The 17,841-nt window shown below is 44.6% G+C and carries 20 protein-coding genes; 10 read left to right on the forward strand and 10 right to left on the reverse strand.

Annotated elements, in window-relative coordinates; translation table 11 throughout:
* Window positions 1-8: 8 nt before the first annotated feature.
* Window positions 9-356 carry a 5-carboxymethyl-2-hydroxymuconate Delta-isomerase gene (locus tag AAFX28_RS22850; protein WP_408690786.1) on the reverse strand — a complete coding sequence of 116 codons (348 nt, stop codon included), beginning with the start codon at window positions 354-356 and terminating at the stop codon, window positions 9-11.
* Between the two features lie 272 nt (window positions 357-628).
* Between AAFX28_RS22850 and tpiA the strand changes: the two genes are divergently transcribed.
* Both tpiA and AAFX28_RS22860 read left to right on the forward strand, forming a co-directional pair.
* Complete coding sequence (tpiA, locus tag AAFX28_RS22855; RefSeq protein ID WP_134837373.1) at window positions 629-1,399, forward strand: triose-phosphate isomerase; 771 nt, start codon at window positions 629-631, stop codon at window positions 1,397-1,399.
* Between the two features lie 112 nt (window positions 1,400-1,511).
* On the forward strand, window positions 1,512-2,867 hold the full coding sequence (locus tag AAFX28_RS22860) for an MATE family efflux transporter (protein ID WP_408690787.1): 1,356 nt from the start codon (window positions 1,512-1,514) through the stop codon (window positions 2,865-2,867).
* 70 nt (window positions 2,868-2,937) lie between these two features.
* Here the strand turns inward: AAFX28_RS22860 and rraA are convergent, their stop codons facing one another.
* From rraA to efp, 3 genes are all read right to left on the reverse strand, one after another.
* Window positions 2,938-3,450: a ribonuclease E activity regulator RraA gene (rraA, locus tag AAFX28_RS22865; protein ID WP_408690788.1), complete on the reverse strand. Its 513-nt coding sequence runs from the start codon at window positions 3,448-3,450 to the stop codon at window positions 2,938-2,940.
* Window positions 3,451-3,525: 75 nt separating this feature from the next.
* The gene (locus AAFX28_RS22870) at window positions 3,526-4,443 is read right to left on the reverse strand and encodes a 1,4-dihydroxy-2-naphthoate polyprenyltransferase (protein ID WP_408690789.1); all 918 of its coding nucleotides are present in this window, start codon (window positions 4,441-4,443) and stop codon (window positions 3,526-3,528) included.
* Between the two features lie 117 nt (window positions 4,444-4,560).
* Complete coding sequence (efp, locus tag AAFX28_RS22875; RefSeq protein ID WP_004415903.1) at window positions 4,561-5,127, reverse strand: elongation factor P; 567 nt, start codon at window positions 5,125-5,127, stop codon at window positions 4,561-4,563.
* A 32-nt stretch (window positions 5,128-5,159) separates the two neighbouring features.
* On the opposite strand from efp, the gene epmB reads away from it, so the two are divergent.
* From epmB to AAFX28_RS22895, 4 genes are all read left to right on the forward strand, one after another.
* Window positions 5,160-6,182: an EF-P beta-lysylation protein EpmB gene (epmB, locus tag AAFX28_RS22880; RefSeq protein ID WP_408690790.1), complete on the forward strand. Its 1,023-nt coding sequence runs from the start codon at window positions 5,160-5,162 to the stop codon at window positions 6,180-6,182.
* A gap of 2 nt (window positions 6,183-6,184) precedes the next feature.
* Window positions 6,185-6,673, forward strand: a complete 489-nt coding sequence (locus AAFX28_RS22885) for a type II secretion system protein (RefSeq protein ID WP_408690791.1) — start codon at window positions 6,185-6,187, stop codon at window positions 6,671-6,673.
* Between the two features lie 88 nt (window positions 6,674-6,761).
* Window positions 6,762-7,256, forward strand: a complete 495-nt coding sequence (locus AAFX28_RS22890) for an MgtC/SapB family protein (RefSeq protein ID WP_408690931.1) — start codon at window positions 6,762-6,764, stop codon at window positions 7,254-7,256.
* Window positions 7,257-7,428: 172 nt separating this feature from the next.
* Window positions 7,429-8,754, forward strand: a complete 1,326-nt coding sequence (locus tag AAFX28_RS22895) for an anaerobic C4-dicarboxylate transporter (RefSeq protein WP_408690792.1) — start codon at window positions 7,429-7,431, stop codon at window positions 8,752-8,754.
* Between the two features lie 85 nt (window positions 8,755-8,839).
* Here the strand turns inward: AAFX28_RS22895 and pfkA are convergent, their stop codons facing one another.
* The 3 genes from pfkA to AAFX28_RS22910 all read right to left on the reverse strand — a co-directional run bounded on the left by pfkA (window position 8,840) and on the right by AAFX28_RS22910 (window position 11,596).
* Window positions 8,840-9,802 (reverse strand): 6-phosphofructokinase, encoded by a 963-nt coding sequence (gene pfkA, locus AAFX28_RS22900; protein ID WP_408690793.1) that lies wholly within the window; start codon window positions 9,800-9,802, stop codon window positions 8,840-8,842.
* Window positions 9,803-10,072: 270 nt separating this feature from the next.
* On the reverse strand, window positions 10,073-10,981 hold the full coding sequence (gene fieF / locus AAFX28_RS22905; RefSeq protein WP_408690794.1) for a CDF family cation-efflux transporter FieF: 909 nt from the start codon (window positions 10,979-10,981) through the stop codon (window positions 10,073-10,075).
* 111 nt (window positions 10,982-11,092) lie between these two features.
* The gene (locus AAFX28_RS22910; protein ID WP_408690795.1) at window positions 11,093-11,596 is read right to left on the reverse strand and encodes a CpxP family protein; all 504 of its coding nucleotides are present in this window, start codon (window positions 11,594-11,596) and stop codon (window positions 11,093-11,095) included.
* Window positions 11,597-11,786: 190 nt separating this feature from the next.
* Between AAFX28_RS22910 and AAFX28_RS22915 the strand changes: the two genes are divergently transcribed.
* From AAFX28_RS22915 to trmL, 4 genes are all read left to right on the forward strand, one after another.
* Window positions 11,787-12,479: a response regulator gene (locus AAFX28_RS22915; protein WP_408690796.1), complete on the forward strand. Its 693-nt coding sequence runs from the start codon at window positions 11,787-11,789 to the stop codon at window positions 12,477-12,479.
* Window positions 12,479-13,864, forward strand: coding sequence for an envelope stress sensor histidine kinase CpxA (cpxA, locus tag AAFX28_RS22920; RefSeq protein WP_408690797.1), 1,386 nt, complete (start codon window positions 12,479-12,481; stop codon window positions 13,862-13,864). Before AAFX28_RS22915 ends, cpxA begins: the two co-directional genes overlap by 1 nt.
* Window positions 13,865-13,937: 73 nt before the next feature.
* Window positions 13,938-14,555, forward strand: coding sequence for a superoxide dismutase (locus AAFX28_RS22925; RefSeq protein WP_408690798.1), 618 nt, complete (start codon window positions 13,938-13,940; stop codon window positions 14,553-14,555).
* 99 nt (window positions 14,556-14,654) lie between these two features.
* Window positions 14,655-15,131: a tRNA (uridine(34)/cytosine(34)/5-carboxymethylaminomethyluridine(34)-2'-O)-methyltransferase TrmL gene (gene trmL, locus AAFX28_RS22930; protein ID WP_408690799.1), complete on the forward strand. Its 477-nt coding sequence runs from the start codon at window positions 14,655-14,657 to the stop codon at window positions 15,129-15,131.
* A 184-nt stretch (window positions 15,132-15,315) separates the two neighbouring features.
* On the opposite strand, the gene trpS is transcribed toward trmL, so the two are convergent.
* The 3 genes from trpS to rpe form a co-directional block, all read right to left on the reverse strand.
* The gene (gene trpS, locus AAFX28_RS22935; RefSeq protein ID WP_126575787.1) at window positions 15,316-16,353 is read right to left on the reverse strand and encodes a tryptophan--tRNA ligase; all 1,038 of its coding nucleotides are present in this window, start codon (window positions 16,351-16,353) and stop codon (window positions 15,316-15,318) included.
* A 131-nt stretch (window positions 16,354-16,484) separates the two neighbouring features.
* Window positions 16,485-17,165, reverse strand: a complete 681-nt coding sequence (locus AAFX28_RS22940; protein WP_408690800.1) for a phosphoglycolate phosphatase — start codon at window positions 17,163-17,165, stop codon at window positions 16,485-16,487.
* Window positions 17,166-17,169: 4 nt separating this feature from the next.
* Window positions 17,170-17,841, reverse strand: coding sequence for a ribulose-phosphate 3-epimerase (rpe, locus tag AAFX28_RS22945; RefSeq protein ID WP_053441413.1), 672 nt, complete (start codon window positions 17,839-17,841; stop codon window positions 17,170-17,172).

The raw sequence follows: 17,841 nt of genomic DNA on the forward strand, positions 1-17,841 counted from the left end.
TAGAAACACTAATTAATTACTTTCTGAAAACACTCTTTATCCATATCACGAATGTTGACCGTTAAACTGTGCACATGACTCGCTTGGTCTTGTAGCACAGTCATCAACTGACGCGATAACTCTCTTTTCTGCTCAGCAGTTCTGCCATCTAGCAATTCGAAACTAATATGAATAAAGTCTACGCTATCTCCAGCGTCACCAATCAACCAATTGTGGCAGCGTAAAGAACGAGACTTTACCGAGTCCACATCAAACAAGCCGCAAGTTAACGCCACATGGTGTAAGTCTTCAAGTAGACCTTGAACATTAACACGCTCATCGACAGAGTTGGAGTATTCCATTACTAGGTTTGGCATAGTATTCCTTAGATGTAAGTGAGTTTCATAAGAAAGGAAAAATGAACACCTACTATTAACAAGTTCTATGCTGAATTCCGAGATGGTTACCGCCAATCTGTTCAATGGATCACTGATAAACCACATAATAGAGGGATATCTGTGGGCTGACTGCTCCAACCAATCGATGATATCCCGATAAGACATGACGGTAATCATGATCTGGTCAATTTTATCTGTTATATTCTTACGAAGATTTTTTACATTAACTGATTAAATACGGAGATATTCCTATGCGTCGTCCTGTAGTGATGGGTAACTGGAAACTTAACGGTAGCAAAGCAATGGTAACTGAGCTGCTAACTGGTCTTAATGCTGAGCTTGAAGGCGTTGAAGGTGTTGACGTAGCAGTAGCTCCACCAGCACTTTACATCGACCTAGCAGAGCGTCTAATCGCTGAAGGCGGTAACAAGATCATCCTAGGTGCACAGAACACTGACCTAAACAACAGCGGTGCATTCACTGGCGACATGTCTCCAGAGATGCTAAAAGATTTCGGTGCAACTCACATCATCATCGGTCACTCTGAGCGTCGTGAGTACCACAACGAATCAGACGAGTTTGTTGCTAAGAAATTCAAATTCCTACAAGAGAACGGTCTAAAGCCTGTTTTCTGTATCGGTGAATCTGAAGCTCAAAACGAAGCTGGCGAAACTGAAGCAGTATGTGCACGTCAAATCAACGCAGTTATCGACGCTTACGGTGTTGAAGCTCTTAACGGCGCAATCATCGCTTACGAACCAATCTGGGCAATCGGTACTGGTAAAGCAGCAACAGCAGAAGATGCACAGCGCATCCACGCTTCTATCCGCGCAATGATCGCTGAGAAAGACGCAGCAGTTGCTGAGCAAGTAATCATCCAATACGGTGGTTCTGTTAAGCCAGAAAACGCTGAAGCTTACTTCGCACAACCAGACATCGATGGTGCTCTAGTTGGCGGTGCAGCTCTTAACGCTCAAGGCTTTGCCGCTATTGCTAAGGCAGCAGCTAAAGCAAAAGCGTAATTTTTCATTGCTTTGAAAAATCCGTAGAAAGGTCAGCTTCGGCTGGCCTTTTTTGTGTCTGGAACTTCAATCAAGTATCCTACGCACTCTGTTACTAACTTAGTTGTTCCCGATGCAGGATAAGCATGGCCTCTTAACTGGCCCCATCCCTACTGTTTTACGTCAGATGACCGTACCGATGACCTTCGGTATGGTAGCAATTCTGATGTTTAATCTAGTGGATACTTTCTTCATTTCCCTGCTCGGCACTGAAGCGCTTGCTGCTATCAGCTATACCTTCCCTGTCACCTTCGCCGTCAACTGTATTACTATGGGTATCGGTATGGGGCTCTCGACCAATATAGGTCGGTTACTTGGGCAAAGGCAGGCACAAGACGCCGCACGCTTTTCAACTCATGGCCTCATACTGGCCGTATCCCTTGTTGCACTGGCTTCGATGCTAGGTTTAGCGACGATTGAGCCACTCTTTTTGCTACTTGGCGCAGACCGAGCGCTATTACCTCTAATTCATCAATATATGGATATCTGGTACCTCACTATCCCTCTATTGGTGATTCCGATGGCTGGAAACGCCGCGATTCGAGCGACGGGGGATACCAAAACCCCTGCAAAGATCATGATGCTGGCAGGCTTTATTAATGGCGTGCTCGATCCACTATTAATCTTCGGTTATGGCCCTTTCCCTGAGCTTGGTATTCAAGGGGCCGCGATTGCTAGTGCGTTCAGTTGGCTCGGTGCGTTAATCGGTTCACTCTATGTATTAGCAAAACGTGAAAAGCTACTCGCACTGCCTTGCTTAAAAAGCATCGGTTCCGATTGGAAACAGATTCTTAAAATCGGCACGCCAGCAGCTCTTTCCAATGCACTAACTCCGTTATCTGGCGCTTTACTTATGATGATGCTATCTGCTCACGGCACAACCGCGGTCGCCGCTTATGGAGCAGCACAACGAGTAGAGTCAATTTTGATACTAGTATTGATGTCTCTGACCTCAGCACTGACACCTTTTATCGCGCAGAACATGGGAGCCAATAATCCCAAGCGAAGTTTTGCTGGGATGTTTATCAGCATGAGGTTTTCAATGGTATTTCAGATGGGGATCTTTGTAATGATGGTCCCTTTGAGCATTCCATTAGCTGCGTTATTTTCCCAAGAGCAAGCCGTTAAAGATCTGCTTTGGCATTACCTATTAGTTGTACCATTCAGCTATGGATTTCAAGGGGTGATGATGATGCTAGTTTCTGGTTTGAATGCCCTGCATGAACCACTAAAGGCGTTTCAATGGAGCTTTATGCGCCTGTTCATATTCACTCTGCCTTGTGCTTGGATTGGCAGCCAGCTGTATGATATTGAGGGGCTATTTATTGGTATTGCTTGCGGCAATATATTAGGCGGAATATTAGGCTATCTTTACGCTTTGAAGTTGCGTAGAAAGTTCTTATCAGAACTTGCGCTCAACGAATGCTAAAAACAAAAAAGAGACGCCTTAATGGCTTTCGTACCAGCCAATAAGAAGTCTCTTCATGCAAAATGAGATGTTAAGCGGCGTCTTCGTCTTCGATTTCTAATTCAATATCCAACGGCTCTTGTGAAAGGATAACCCCCGTATTATCTGCATAGAGATAATCTTCAGGAAGGAAAGTAACTCCACCAAAGTTAACGGGTACATCGACTTCACCGATGCCTTGAGACGTCGCACCAACAGGAATAGAAGCAAGAGCCTGAATACCAATACTCATATCTTCTAGCTCGTCTACTTCACGTACACAGCCATATACAAGAATACCTTCCCATTCGTTTTCTTCAGCAAGTGAAGCTAATTCAGCGTCAATCAAAGCACGACGCAGTGAACCACCACCATCGATCAATAGAACTCGACCTAAACCATCTTGCTCTAGAATTTCACGAATAAGGCCATTGTCTTCGAAACACTTAACGGTGGTGACTTGACCTGCAAAGGATGCACTACCACCAAAGTTACTAAACATTGGCTCGACAACATCTACTTGCTCTAAGTAAATATCACACAAGGCAGAAGTATTGTATTCCATAGTATTCCTTCCCATACCGTTGGTTTCTTAATCGAGTATAAAGGGTCAGTAAGTCAATGCAATGACATGCATCATTTAACTCACTAGAGTTTGAGCTATGACCACTCCAGCAAAAAGTAGATTTGTCACCATAGAGCACTTAACTATCACTGGCATCATCGGAGCAATCTGAGCAGGTTCATTAGCCTGCCATACCGCTTTACCATGTTTGTATGTCACCAACAAACTAAGCAAAAAAGGTAAGCTCATCCAAACTGGGCTTGGTTGATGAACAAGGTAAACAATAAAAGCAACGCTCGCGCCAGCTAGGAGCAATGAGTGATAGTATTTCGCCCGCTTTTGTCCAAGTCTAACGGCAACCGTTCTTTTGCCGCATACTTCATCATTTTCAATATCACGCATATTATTGATGTTCAACACAGCCACGGCTAATAAGCCACAGCCCACTGCAGGTAAAATCAATTGCGGTGCGACAATCCCGGTGTGCAAAAAGTAAGTGCCAGCGACCCCAAGCAAGCCAAAGAAAATAAAGACTGAAATATCACCTAAGCCAACATAACCGTATGGCTTGTTACCCACGGTATACGCAATCGCAGCGACAATCGCCAATATGCCTAAACCAATAAAAGCCAATATGCTTTGCAAACTTTCCAGCGCATACATGACCAGCACCAATCCAGAAACCATGGTCAGAATAATATTAATAACCATTGCTTGCTTCATATCTTGCTGTGTCACAGCACCAGACTGAATTGCACGGACAGGGCCTAAGCGATTTTCATTGTCAGTGCCTTTTACGGCGTCACCGTAGTCATTGGCAAGGTTAGACAAAATCTGCAGTAAAGTTGCCGTAAGAAAAGCCAATAGTGCAACAATAGGAGAAAACTGATGTGTAGAGTACGCCAATACGCTACCCGTTAGGATAGAGACCAATGCCAATGGCAAAGTTTTAGGGCGAGCGGCGTCAAGCCAAATTCTGAGAGACTGTTTCATGTATATTAGTTTAGTTACCTACAGCTAAACTAAAATTGTGGCACATCAAAGGGCACGGTGAAAAACAAAAAAAGGCCACATAAGTGACCTTTTTCTAAAAGTTGACATAAGTCGTGCTTATTTTACACGGCCTACGTATTCGCCAGTGCGAGTATCAACCTTGATTACTTCACCGATAGAGATGAATAGAGGAACACGTACAACTGCGCCAGTTGAAAGTGTTGCTGGTTTACCACCAGTACCCTGCGTGTCACCTTTTAGGCCAGGATCAGTATCTGTTACTTCTAGCTCAACGAAGTTTGGCGGAGTCACAACGATTGGGTTACCGTTCCAAAGAGTTAGCATACAAGTGTTGTTTTCAACCAACCACTTAGCATTTTCGCCGACAGCTTTTACGTCCGCTGCGATTTGCTCGAACGTTTCATTGTTCATAAAGTGGTAGAATTCGCCGTCGTTATATAGATAATCTAGGTCTGTATCCATTACGTCTGCAACTTCACAAGTTTCACCAGACTTAAAGGTTTTCTCTAGCACTTTACCAGAAAGAAGTTTACGAATTTTTACGCGGTTGAACGCTTGGCCTTTACCTGGCTTAACGTATTCGTTTTCCAAGATAACGCAAGGCTCGTTATCAAGCATTAGTTTTAGACCGCCTTTAAATTCATTGGTGCTAACAGTAGCCATTTTTTCCTCTTACATTCTTAGAGCTAAATTCAATGCCGCACATCATAACCCGAAAAGTTGTTTCTGTTGAGCAAAACTGGCTCAAACAGCTAGCGAATGGGATCTCGGATCCTGCAAAACTGCTGGAACAACTTGAAATTGATCCTTCACCTTGGCAAAACGGATTTGAAGCTCGCAAACTTTTTGCACAGCGTGTTCCGCAAAGTTTTGTCGATAGAATGAAAAAAGGCAATCCTTTTGACCCGCTTTTACGCCAAGTCCTACCGCTCAGTGAAGAGTTTGAAATTCACGATGGTTACTCTAATGATCCTTTAGAAGAGCAAAACAACTCAATTCCAGGATTACTACACAAATACCATAATCGTGCTTTGATGATCGTTAAAGGCGGCTGCGCGATCAACTGCCGCTATTGCTTTAGACGCCACTTCCCTTATGACGAAAATAAAGGCTCGAAATCGGCTTGGCAGCAAAGCTTAGATTACATCCAACAACATCCAGAGATCGACGAGATCATTTTGTCCGGCGGCGATCCCTTAATGGCAAAAGATGATGAGCTAGCATGGTTAGTCGATCATATTGCTGATATCACGCATATCAAAAGATTACGCATTCACTCTAGGCTGCCAGTCGTGATCCCTGCACGCGTTACCGACAAGTTAGTAGAGCTACTTGAAAATACGCGCTTACAAGCAATTTTGGTGACTCATATCAACCATGCTCAAGAGATCAATCAAGAATTGCGAGATAGCTTAATGAAGCTAAAATGTGCCAATGTTACTCTTCTAAATCAGGGAGTTATGCTAAAAGGTGTTAATGACAGCGTCGAGGCTCAGATTGCACTAAGCCAAGCCCTATTTGATGCTGGCGTCCTACCCTATTACTTGCACGTACTCGATAAAGTACAAGGCGCCGCTCACTTCTACATTTCTGACCAGCAAGCAAAACAGATTATGGCCGGAGTGATGGCAAAGGTATCTGGCTACTTGGTGCCTAAATTGACTCGCGAAATTGGTGGCAGAACCAGTAAGACCCCATTGGATTTACACTTAGAGTGATTATGAAAAACAAAGGCTTTACCTTAATTGAACTGGTCATCGTTATCGTTGTGCTGGGGATTCTCGCGGTCACCGCACTTCCAAGACTCATTGACCTACAAACAGATGCTCGCATCTCTTCACTTCAAGGTCTGCTCGGAGCGATGCAAGGAGCTAACGATCAGCTGATAGGTGTAAGTTCTGTTCAAGGGTTAGATACCGTTGCAAGCTCTTCTGTCGTCGTCGAAGGAGAAACCGTCGCCATCGCATTTGGTTATGCGCGAGCAGATAACGCTAATGCTTGGTCGCGTATCCTTGAAGCGAATATCGAAGACAGTACCTGGGGAAATGATAACGCTGACTGGTACTTCAATAACGAAGACGCTGACGACAGCATCATCACGTTTATGCCAAGAAGTCGCCGCAGAGAAGGAGATGGTTGCTTTCTAACCTACAATGAAGCTACATCCGCCTCAGCTCCGAGCTACATCCTCACTACCGACGGCTGTTGATTTATCCTCAAGACAAAAATCTTTTGTTCGATAGCACGGTCTATTATCTGCATACTCCGACGTTTTGGAGGTCACTATGCAACCAGATATGCAACCAACTATCGAACAACTCCTCGACCTTGGCCCATTTAGCTGGGCCGCGCTCCTTTGCTGTGCCATCAATGGTATTTTAGTCGGTGTTGAGCGCCAAACTCGCGGTAAACCTGTAGGTATACGAACATCAATCTTAGTGATCTCAGGGACATATTTCTTTATGTCGATGGCAGTTTCACTTTCACCGAATACACTCGATCAAGCTCGTGTACTTGGGCAAATTATTACAGGTGTCGGCTTCTTAGGTGCCGGAGTAATGATGACTCTTGATGGGAAAATTCATGGCGTTACCTCTGCTGCGGTGATCTGGGTATTGGCGGCACTGGGGATGATGATTGGTCTAGGTTATCTACAACAATCTGTCGTCATTACCGCTTTAGTATTGACGGTGCTCCTTGGCGTGGACAAGGCGGAAAATCGCATCAAGTCATTACGTCGTGGGGTTCACCAAAAATTTCAAAGCCGAAAAACACCCCGCCCAAAAGCTTGAACAATCCGGCGAAATCGAAACAAGTTCGTCGATACAGCGCCGCATTTTGATAAAAGACAAAGAAGCGTTCGAAAACAAAAGCTTGTCGTTATATAAGCACTTAGCTTCACATTAAAACCTACCACTTTTGGGTAATCTAACTGTAGTTTCATTACCAATGTAGGGTTTAATTATGTTTTACGTGCATATGCTCCTGCTTCTGACGGTGATATTTATCGGTATCCGTCACGGAGGCATCGCTTTTGGTCTGCTCGGGGGCCTTGGTGTTTCGGTTCTCGCTTTTATCTTTGGTGTCGCTCCCGGTTCGCCACCTGTCAGTGTCATGCTGATTATCCTTGCGGTAGTCGCAGCGTCAGCAACATTAGAAGCCACTGGTGGCCTTAAGTTACTCGTTAAGTTTGCAGAGCGTTTATTGCGTAAACACCCAAGCCAAATCGTCTTCCTTGGCCCACTCTGTACCTATTCTTTAACAGTACTGGTCGGTACCGGTCACTCTGTTTACCCACTCCTGCCCGTTATTTACGACGTGGCCTATAAGAAAGGCATTCGTCCAGAGCGCCCGATGGCAATGGCAACCGTCGCGTCACAAATGGGGATCACTGCGAGCCCAATTGCTGCCGCTGCCGCAGTGGTAATGGCTACTGCGGCTGATAACAGCTTAGATATTAGTCTGGTCAATGTACTACTAGTAACGATTCCAGCCACACTAATTGGTGTCTTAGTGGGCTGTTTGTGGAGCTTAAAACGCGGTAAAGAGCTGGATCAAGACCAAGCCTTTATCGAGCGTTGCCAAGATCCTGAATTTAAAGCTCAACTTATCGATGCAAGCAGTGATGAAGACGACTCACCTGCTCATGAAGGGATTGCAAAGAAAGGCTTAACCATCTTCTTAGCGGGTATCGCGACCGTTATCTTTGTTGCGATGTTTGGTAAAGATCTGGGTCTGCTGCCTGATGGAGTCAAAATGTCGGTGGCAATTCAATTCTTAATGTTGTCGGTTGGTGCTTTGATTTTGTTAACCACTAAGGTTGAACCGAAGAAGATTGTCCACAGCAACGTGTTTATTGCGGGTATGACGGCGGTGATCATTATCTTTGGTATTGCTTGGATGAGTGACACCATCATCGGCTTCCACAAACCTTACTTAATCAGTTTAGTGAGTGATATCGTTGCGGCTCATCCTTGGACCTTTGCTATTGCGATGTTCGTTGTGTCAGTGTTCTTAAAGAGCCAAGCTGCAGTGCTAACCATCATGCTACCGCTCGGTTTTGCGATGGGGATTCCAGCGCCAGTACTGATCGGTGTGCTGCCTGCGTGTTATGCCTACTTCTTCTTCCCGTTCTACCCAAGTGATTTAGCGGCAATTACCTTTGACCGTTCTGGTACAACTCAGATTGGTAAATACGTGCTTAACCACAGCTTCTTGCTACCGGGTTTTATTGGTGTGATTACCGCTACGACTGTTGGTTATGTTCTCTCAACCACGATGGTCAATTAACACTAAGCACATAACACCAACCAAAACGAAAAAAGCCAGTTGGTTTCCCAACTGGCTTTTTATTTAAAGCATTAAGCAAGCTTGCTTAGAATAGCTCTTCAGCTACCTTGAATAGGTCTTCACGAACTGGACGCTTCATGTTTTCAATCGCATCGATGATGTCGTGGTGAACTAACTGCTCTTTCTGGATACCAACACAACGACCACCTTGGCCATCCATAAGTAGATGAACAGCGTAGTTGCCCATGCGTGATGCTAGAACACGGTCAAATGCCGTAGGACGACCACCACGTTGAATGTGGCCAAGAACCGTTGCACGAGTTTCACGACCTGTTGCCGCTTCAATCTCTTTTGCTAGTTCATTCGCATCCATCATAAGCTCAGTTAGAGCAATAATCGCGTGCTTCTTACCTTTAGCAATTCCGTCTTGGATGTTGCTGATAAGCTTCTCTTTGTCTAGACCAGTTTCTGGAGTAATGATGTACTCACAACCACCAGCAATTGCAGACATTAGCGTTAGGTCGCCACAGTGGCGGCCCATGATCTCAACGATAGAGATACGCTGGTGCGAAGACGAAGTGTCACGTAGACGGTCAATCGCATCGATAACAGTGTTTAGTGCTGTTAGGTAACCGATAGTGTAATCAGTACCTGCAATATCGTTATCGATAGTGCCTGGTAGACCGATACAAGGGTAACCCATTTCAGTCAGTTTCTTAGCGCCCATGTAAGAACCGTCACCACCTACAACCACTAGCGCTTCAATGCCGTGTTTTTGTAGGTTTTCGATCGCTTTCTGACGTACTTCCACTTCTTTGAATTCAGGGAAACGTGCAGAGCCTAAGAATGTACCACCCTTGTTGATCACGTCAGAAACGCTTGAACGATCTAGTTTTTCGATACGATCTTCGTATAGACCTAAGTAGCCATCAAATACACCGTAAACTTCTAAACCTTCAGATAGTGCTGTACGTACCACGCCACGAACTGCTGCGTTCATACCTGGTGCGTCACCGCCACTAGTCAAGACACCGATCTTCTTAATCATGCTCACCCTCGATTTTTGGGAATCTTATTTCAATTTTTACGTCAGCCACTTTCATTGTTAGCCACTGACTTAATTCCTTTAACTGTGCAATATGTTACCTTTCCTAATCAGGAATACTACTTTTATTTGCACGAAATTATGTAACTTTTCTACTTATGTAAGAGTATTACAGCTTTGCCATTTCACTTAATTGATACATATCAGGATCACAGTTAAAAGTCGTAACGCTGAAAAGATAGTCAATAAGTCACCGTTTGTCTGCGCACGTTCTTACCAATCTTGAGACTTCTGCGCTTTCTCCGCACCTAACACCACAGAATAAGGATCTTGGTGAATTAATACATCTGAATGAGGGAAAAGCTCAAGTAATTTTGCTTCAACGTCATCAGAGATTCGATGCGCCTCTAGCAAGCGAATATTATCTTCTAACTCTAAATGTAGCTGGATGAAACGGGTTGGCCCAGACATACGCGTTCTAAGCTGATGTACCCCTAATACTCCTTCTACCTTTACACAGGTTTCTCTGATCGCTCTTAGCTCATCATCCGGCAATTTTCGATCAAGCAGTGTCTGAGTGGCTTCTTGAACCATTCTAAAAGCACTGTACAAAATATAAACGCCGATACCAATAGCAAAAACAGAATCCGCTTGAGTGATACCAAACCAGCTCAATGCCAGGGCTAACATGATAGCCGCATTCATGTACAGGTCAGACTGATAGTGCAATGAGTCCGCAGCAATCGCCTGACTGCCAGTCTTTTTCACTACATGTTTTTGGAATCTCACTAAGCCAAATGTCACGGCAATGGCGAATAGACTGACATAAACACCATATTCTGGTGACTGAAGATCATGTGGTCGGAAGAAACGTTCAATACCATTAAGAATTAAGAATACTGCAGAACCAGAAATGAACATTGCCTGTGCTAAGGCCGCTAGAGACTCCGCTTTACCATGGCCAAAGGTATGCTCTCTATCTGCGGGTTGCAGAGAGTACCTAACAACAATTAGGTTCACCAATGAAGCCGCTATATCAAGCATCGAGTCAATTAACGATGCTAATAAACTTACCGAGCCAGTTACCCACCACGCTCCCACTTTCACGATCAATAATATCGTCGCTACTATGGTTGCAGTCCAAGCTGCCATGGTAACTAAACGTGCGTATTCCTGTTTCATAACTGACTGATCAATAAACCAACATAGCTTTAGTATAACGCCTCCGGTATTGAATAAAAGTGACACAAAAAAGGCGACCTATTGGCCGCCTTGTCGATCTATTGTGTTTAGTTATTTGTCTGCCAGACGCTTTTGCATCTTCTCAGCACACTTATCTGCACGTTCTTGAGACAACTCAACAAATTTTGCCTTCTGCTCAGGGGTTAAGACACTTAACATTTGATGCTGTTTCTCAAGCATTTTGACTTTACGTTCAGTTTGCTTCTCAACCATTGCCTTAGCGAGTTCATCAGCTGCCGCTTGGTCAAAATTGTCAGCAAGTACTAACTCTTGAACTTTTGCTTTGTGCGCTTGCATCTCTGCATGGCGAGCTTCAAAGTTCTCTTTAAAGTTCGCTTTCATTTCAGCTTTACCTGCTTCGCGCATCTCTTTTAGCTGGTCTTTTTGAGCATCAGTTAAGTCAAGTTTGCGCATGATGCTACGGTCAAAGCCACCACCACATTCACCATGGCCGCCCTTCTTATGATCTTTACCACCGAATGCGAAGGCACTTGCAGTACCAAGCGTTAGTGGAACAACAACAGCCGCTAATACTAATTTCTTTGCTAATTTCATAATCGTACCCTTCACTTGATCTATTGGATTGTGCTGCGGTTCTCTGCAGCGCTTGAGTGTAGAATACGACCTAGGACGTAAAGGAACGTCTAGAGAGCGTAAAGAATCGTAAAGAGCAACATTGCCCCTAAATCTATTGCTCATTTCGCAGTAATATAAGCCTATTAGAATTACGTATAGAGACTTCATTATGCCGCATATTTTACTTATTGATGATGATACCGAGCTGACTAGCTTGCTTAAGGAAGTGCTGTCGTTTGAAGGCTTTGAGGTCTCTGAGGCAAACAATGGTGAAGAAGGTTTAGAGCGGTTAAACGACCAAATCGATCTGATCTTACTTGATGTCATGATGCCGAAACTCAATGGAATGGAAACCTTAAAACGGCTACGTGAGACGTGGGAAACTCCTGTTCTAATGTTGACCGCGAAAGGCGAAGAGATAGACAGAGTGATAGGCCTAGAACTAGGAGCTGATGACTACCTACCTAAACCATTCAGTGACCGTGAGCTTATGGCTCGTATACGAGCAATCTTACGCCGAACTCAGTCATCCAGTACTAAATCTGCGAAAGGCAGTGATAGCATTGACTACCAAGACATACAGGTTTTCCCTGGTAAACAAGAAGCCTATTGCCAAGGCCAATTGATGGACTTAACCACGACTGAATTTGCTCTATTGGCGCATTTTATTCAAAACCCGGGCGATACTTTAACCAAGGAAGCACTGAGTTTGGATGTATTAGGTAAACGTCTAGCTGCGTTCGATCGTGCTATCGATATGCATGTGTCTAATTTACGTAAAAAGCTCCCAGAACGTGCTGATGGTAAATCTCGTATCAAGACTATTCGCGGTCGTGGCTATCTGCTGGTTGAGGAAGATTAATGCGTCTGCCTAAGATCAATAGCTTATATGGCCGCATCTTTGCCATTTTCTGGTTCACCATGTTTCTTGTGTTGGTGGCGGTATTATCACTCCCTCACCTTGACCCGAGAAAGGCCCGAGATATTCCTGCGGATCACTACGACAAGTTACTCGGTATCAAAGCGAAAATTGAACAGAAATACGCGAATAAAGACAATTTGTCCCGTGTTCTCTATGCGCTTGAAGGGCCAAAACGCTCGCCTAAAGACCCTCGCCCGCACTATATGGTGACGGATCTGGAAGGCAATACCTTAACCGTCCAAGACCGCAAAAACTTCAAGTACCGTGCGTTACAAAACTTCATCACCAGTATTGATGTCGACGGTCAGCCAAAACAAAAACTTTATGGCCACTACATGTTAGCGGGCCCCATTCCTGTGACATTGGCGAAAGAAGATTTGCTGCTGTATGTGGGCGTAAAGTGGAATCAACCTCCGCCATTTTTACTGCGCATGTTTGATCGCCCTTTCCAATTGCTGTTTTCGGTCATGCTTGTCAGTACACCTTTGTTACTGTGGTTAGCTTGGGCACTCAGTCAGCCTGCCCGTAAACTAGAGCGTGCCGCTAAACGTGTCGCTAAAGGCGAATTTGTCGTTGATCCTACCCTTGAAAAAGGCACCAGTGAGTTCCGTCAAGCAGGCACAAGCTTTAACCAAATGGTTGAGGCGGTAAATCAGATGATTTCAGGTCAACAGCGATTGCTATCCGATATCTCCCATGAGCTACGTTCGCCTCTTACCCGTCTAAGAATGGCCAATGCACTCGCAACTCGTAAGCAAGGCGAAAGCCCTGAGCTCACCCGAATTGACACTGAAGCTCAGCGTTTAGAACAGATGATTGGTGAACTGCTTGAGCTATCTAGAATGCAGGTCGATAGTCACTTAACACGTGAAGAACAGCCAATGGGCAGTCTATGGGAAGCGATCTTATCTGATGCTCAGTTTGAAGCTGAGCAAATGGATAAAACGCTAACGTTTAATGACATCCCAGAGCGAGTTATTTCAGGCAACCCTAAGCTGCTGATGAGCGCATTGGACAATATTGTTCGAAATGCTATTTACTACGGTAAAGATCGAATCGAAGTTGAGCTGTCTGAATCCGAAGCACAAATCATCATTGCAGTAGATGACAATGGTGAAGGCGTCCCTGAACATGAGCTTGATGCGATATTCCGTCCGTTCTACCGTGTTTCAACAGCACGCGATAGACACAGCGGTGGCACTGGGCTTGGACTGACCATCACTGAAAGTGCTATTCGTCAACACAGTGGGACTATCATTGCCAAACGCAGTAAGCTCGGCGGATTAAGAGTGGAGATCACACTTCCACTCGGTGGTACTGAATAACCTTACAAATATACAGTTGATAATAGATCTCATTATCATTTAAAGTAAATCCTTCAATTATGGAGGATTTACTATGTCTCATGTTTTCCCAGAACTTCCTTATTCTTACGACGCATTAGAACCGTATATTGATGCTAAAACCATGGAGGTTCACTACAGTAAGCATCATCGAACTTACTTTGATAAGTTCATCACTGCGATAAAAGGCAGTGAGCTAGAATCCACCAGCCTCGAAGATATTTTTGCAAAAATCTCTGAGCAGCCCCCTGCTGTGCGCAATAATGGTGGCGGTTACTACAACCATATTCTCTATTGGAACTGTATGAAGCCGAACGGCGGAGGAGCACCAACAGGCCAACTAGCAGAAGAAATTGTCAATACCTTTGGCAGCTTCAAACAGTTCCAAGAGCTTTTTGCGCAAGCTGCGATCAATACTTTTGGCTCTGGCTTCGCGTGGCTGATCGTTAAAGGTGGCGAGCTGCACATCACCTCAACAACCAATCAAGATAACCCTTTAATGGATGTCACTGAGCAACAAGGTGAGCCTATTCTAGCGCTTGATGTTTGGGAACATGCTTATTACATCAGCTATCAAAATCGTCGTCCTGAATACATTGATGCATGGTGGAACGTGGTGAATTGGGATGCGGTTAGTGAAAACTACGCCGTCGCAATAGCCCAAGGTAAATAACGTCGACTAACCGACCAAAACTCATCATGTCAGACTTGGCGGTGATTCTATGTGGCCTTATACTTTCTGGCCTAAATTCCAAAGCACAAGAATGACAATATGTTTGATATCGCCCTTTATGAGCCAGAGATCGCCCCAAATACGGGTAACATTATCCGCCTATGTGCCAACTGCGGTGCTAACCTTCATTTAATTGAGCCGCTGGGTTTCGATTTAGAAGAGAAGAAAGTGCGCCGAGCTGGTTTGGATTATCACGATCTTGCACGTGTTACTCGTCATAAAAGCTATCAAGCGTTTGTTGAGTACCTAGAGAAAGAACGAGAAGAGTACCGAATCTTTGCTTGCACAACCAAAACCACGGGCCATCACGTAGATGCAAATTTCACCAAAGGTGATGTGTTGTTGTTTGGCCCAGAAACACGTGGGCTGCCTGCTGAGCTAATAGACAGCATGCCGATGGAGCAACGCATTCGTATTCCAATGATGCCAGACGCCCGTAGCTTAAACCTTTCGAATGCTGTAGCGATTATTGCTTTTGAAGCATGGCGTCAAATGGGCTTTGAAGGTGCTCAGTAACGAGAAGTTAACCGTTTATTCTCGTCATCCTCAAGAGAGAGGTACGAACGAACTGAGGATCTCTGAAAGCTAATACTAATAAGGATTCCCTACTCGCTCCTTCGTCACTCTATGGAATGACAGGCTAGATACAAAAACGGACTCTAATGAGTCCGTTTTTTATATTTACCGAAATCAGATAGGTCTATGGGCGAGCCACAAAACCTACTGCTTCGTATGCTTTCTTAAGCGTCTCTGCTGCGCGAGCTGAGGCTTTTTCAGCACCCTGCTTCATCACTTGATCCATGTATGCGCGATCTGCACGGATACGGTGGTATTCAGATTGAATCGGCTCAAGCATCGCAACTAACGCTTCACCAACATCTTTCTTAAATGGACCGTACATTTCAACACCTTGGTACTTCGCTTCAATCTCTTCAAAGCTCATGCCCGTTGCTGCTGAGTACAGACCCATCAAGTTAGAAATACCTGCTTTGTTGTCCCAATCGTGTGCAATACGCGGTGGTGTCTCAGCATCTGTCTGAGCTTTGTTAATCTTCTTGATGATTGACTTCGGCTCTTCAAGCAGAGTAATAACGTTCTTACGGTTATCATCAGACTTAGACATCTTCTTCGTTGCATCTTGCAGGCTCATAACACGAGCATTTACAGTAGGAATGTACGGCTCTGGCACTTGGAAGATTGGTTGCTCTGGCGAGTAGATGTTGTTGAAACGGTTAGCGATATCACGCGCTAACTCAAGGTGTTGCTTCTGGTCACTACCTACTGGTACTTGATGGGCACCGTATAACAGAATGTCTGCAGCCATCAGTACTGGGTAATCAAATAGACCAACATTGACATCACCAAACTGGCTAGATGAGTCTTTCGAGTAACGCGCAGACTTATCTTTAAACTGAGTCATACGACCCAACTCGCCCATTTGGGTGTAACAGTTAAGAAGCCAACCAAGTTGAGCATGCTCTGGTACATGTGACTGAACAAATAGCGTGCTCTTTTGCGGATCAACACCAACAGCAAGACAGATTGCGAGTGCGTCTAGAGTCGCTTCATGCAATGCTTTCGGATCTTGACGAACCGTAATCGCGTGAAGGTCTACCACACAGTATTGGCAATCGTAGTCATCTTGCATCTGTTGCCATTGACGTAGAGCACCCAAGTAGTTACCGATACTTAGTTCACCTGATGGTTGAACACCACTCAATACGATGGGTTTGCTCATGGGAATGATTCCTTTGACTTCTTATTACGAATAAATGAAAAAAACCGTGTGAACGCAGGTAGTCATTACCTCATCACACGGTTTACTCAGTGTACTCATTAACGAGTATTTTGAAAGATCTTTTATCGCTATTAAGCTGAAACAGCTAAGACTTCTGCTAAATCTGCGATGGTATCTGCGACATAATCTGGCTGAGACACAGAAATTAGCTCACCATGGTTGTAGCCATAAGTCAGGCCAAACGAATGACAACCAGCATTCTTCGCCGCTTTAATGTCATTGCTTGAGTCGCCAACCATCATCATCTCTTGTGGCTGGCAATGGTGTTTTTCTAACAACCAATTCAGTGCCATTGGGTTCGGTTTCTTCTCAGGGAAAGTATCACCACCAATCACATCAACAAAATATTTATCAATACCATGCTTAGCTAGAACCTCAGGAACAAACTTCGATGGTTTGTTAGTCACTAACGCCATAGTAAAGCCAGCCTTGTGTAACTCAGCTAACGTCTCTTTCACCGCAGGATAGAGGTGGCTGAGCTTATGACCACTTTTTTCATAGTAATCATCAAATAACACGCGAGCTTTAGCATGTAACTCTGGGTCTAAATCCGGTGAAACCGTCAGGCTTCGGCTTAATGCACGACCAATAAGGATATCAGCACCATTACCAACGTAATCACGAACCTGCTCTTCAGAAACTGCTGGATAGCCCAGAGCCTGAACGGCTTGAGCCGCGGCAACCGCTAAATCAGGCACGCTATCAAGCAGCGTACCATCTAAATCAAAAGCGATAAGTTTAATACTGCTCATCGAATTACTTTACCTTTGCTAGTTCAGCGCGCATTTGGTCGATCACTTCTTTGTAATCTGGCTGGTTGAAGATAGCTGAGCCTGCCACAAACATATCTGCGCCCGCTTCTGCGATCTCTTTGATGTTATCAACCTTTACACCACCATCGATTTCTAAACGGATATCGCGGCCAGATTCGTCAATCATCTTACGTACAGCACGCAACTTGTCTAACGTCTTAGGAATAAATGACTGGCCACCAAAACCTGGGTTTACTGACATAAGTAGAATCAAGTCAACTTTATCCATGATGAACTCTAGATGAGACAGTGGTGTTGCTGGATTTAGTACTACACCCGCTTTACAACCATGCTCTTTGATAAGTTGTAGGGTACGGTCAACGTGTTCTGACGCTTCAATATGGAAAGTAATCATTGATGCACCTGCTTTGGCAAAGTCAGGCACGATACGGTCAACGGGCTTAACCATTAGGTGAACATCGATAGGAGCAGTGATGCCGTAATCACGTAGAGCCTGACAGATTGGTGCACCGAAAGTCAGGTTTGGTACGTAGTGGTTATCCATTACATCGAAGTGAACTACATCAGCACCAGCTGCGAGTACTTTTTCTACGTCTTCGCCTAAGCGAGCCATATCTGCAGACAGAATCGATGGAGCGATAAGGAAATCTTTCAT

The sequence above is a fragment of the Vibrio sp. TBV020 genome, from assembly GCF_046056895.1.
Lineage (GTDB): Bacteria > Pseudomonadota > Gammaproteobacteria > Enterobacterales > Vibrionaceae > Vibrio.

Bases quoted from the DNA above. Each gene is read 5' to 3' on its own strand.
- tpiA (WP_134837373.1), top strand. From the start codon at position 629: ATGCGTCGTCCTGTAGTGATGGGTAACTGGAAACTTAACGGTAGCAAA.
- AAFX28_RS22895 (WP_408690792.1), top strand. From the start codon at position 7,429: ATGTTTTACGTGCATATGCTCCTGCTTCTGACGGTGATATTTATCGGT.
- AAFX28_RS22915 (WP_408690796.1), top strand. From the start codon at position 11,787: ATGCCGCATATTTTACTTATTGATGATGATACCGAGCTGACTAGCTTG.
- AAFX28_RS22910 (WP_408690795.1), bottom strand. From the start codon at position 11,596: ATGAAATTAGCAAAGAAATTAGTATTAGCGGCTGTTGTTGTTCCACTA.
- fieF (WP_408690794.1), bottom strand. From the start codon at position 10,981: ATGAAACAGGAATACGCACGTTTAGTTACCATGGCAGCTTGGACTGCA.
- AAFX28_RS22870 (WP_408690789.1), bottom strand. From the start codon at position 4,443: ATGAAACAGTCTCTCAGAATTTGGCTTGACGCCGCTCGCCCTAAAACT.
- AAFX28_RS22890 (WP_408690931.1), top strand. From the start codon at position 6,762: ATGCAACCAACTATCGAACAACTCCTCGACCTTGGCCCATTTAGCTGG.
- AAFX28_RS22850 (WP_408690786.1), bottom strand. From the start codon at position 356: ATGCCAAACCTAGTAATGGAATACTCCAACTCTGTCGATGAGCGTGTT.
- epmB (WP_408690790.1), top strand. From the start codon at position 5,160: ATGCCGCACATCATAACCCGAAAAGTTGTTTCTGTTGAGCAAAACTGG.
- pfkA (WP_408690793.1), bottom strand. From the start codon at position 9,802: ATGATTAAGAAGATCGGTGTCTTGACTAGTGGCGGTGACGCACCAGGT.
- AAFX28_RS22925 (WP_408690798.1), top strand. From the start codon at position 13,938: ATGTCTCATGTTTTCCCAGAACTTCCTTATTCTTACGACGCATTAGAA.
- AAFX28_RS22860 (WP_408690787.1), top strand. From the start codon at position 1,512: ATGCAGGATAAGCATGGCCTCTTAACTGGCCCCATCCCTACTGTTTTA.
- rraA (WP_408690788.1), bottom strand. From the start codon at position 3,450: ATGGAATACAATACTTCTGCCTTGTGTGATATTTACTTAGAGCAAGTA.
- efp (WP_004415903.1), bottom strand. From the start codon at position 5,127: ATGGCTACTGTTAGCACCAATGAATTTAAAGGCGGTCTAAAACTAATG.
- trmL (WP_408690799.1), top strand. From the start codon at position 14,655: ATGTTTGATATCGCCCTTTATGAGCCAGAGATCGCCCCAAATACGGGT.
- cpxA (WP_408690797.1), top strand. From the start codon at position 12,479: ATGCGTCTGCCTAAGATCAATAGCTTATATGGCCGCATCTTTGCCATT.
- AAFX28_RS22940 (WP_408690800.1), bottom strand. From the start codon at position 17,165: ATGAGCAGTATTAAACTTATCGCTTTTGATTTAGATGGTACGCTGCTT.
- AAFX28_RS22885 (WP_408690791.1), top strand. From the start codon at position 6,185: ATGAAAAACAAAGGCTTTACCTTAATTGAACTGGTCATCGTTATCGTT.
- trpS (WP_126575787.1), bottom strand. From the start codon at position 16,353: ATGAGCAAACCCATCGTATTGAGTGGTGTTCAACCATCAGGTGAACTA.
- rpe (WP_053441413.1), bottom strand. From the start codon at position 17,841: ATGAAAGATTTCCTTATCGCTCCATCGATTCTGTCTGCAGATATGGCT.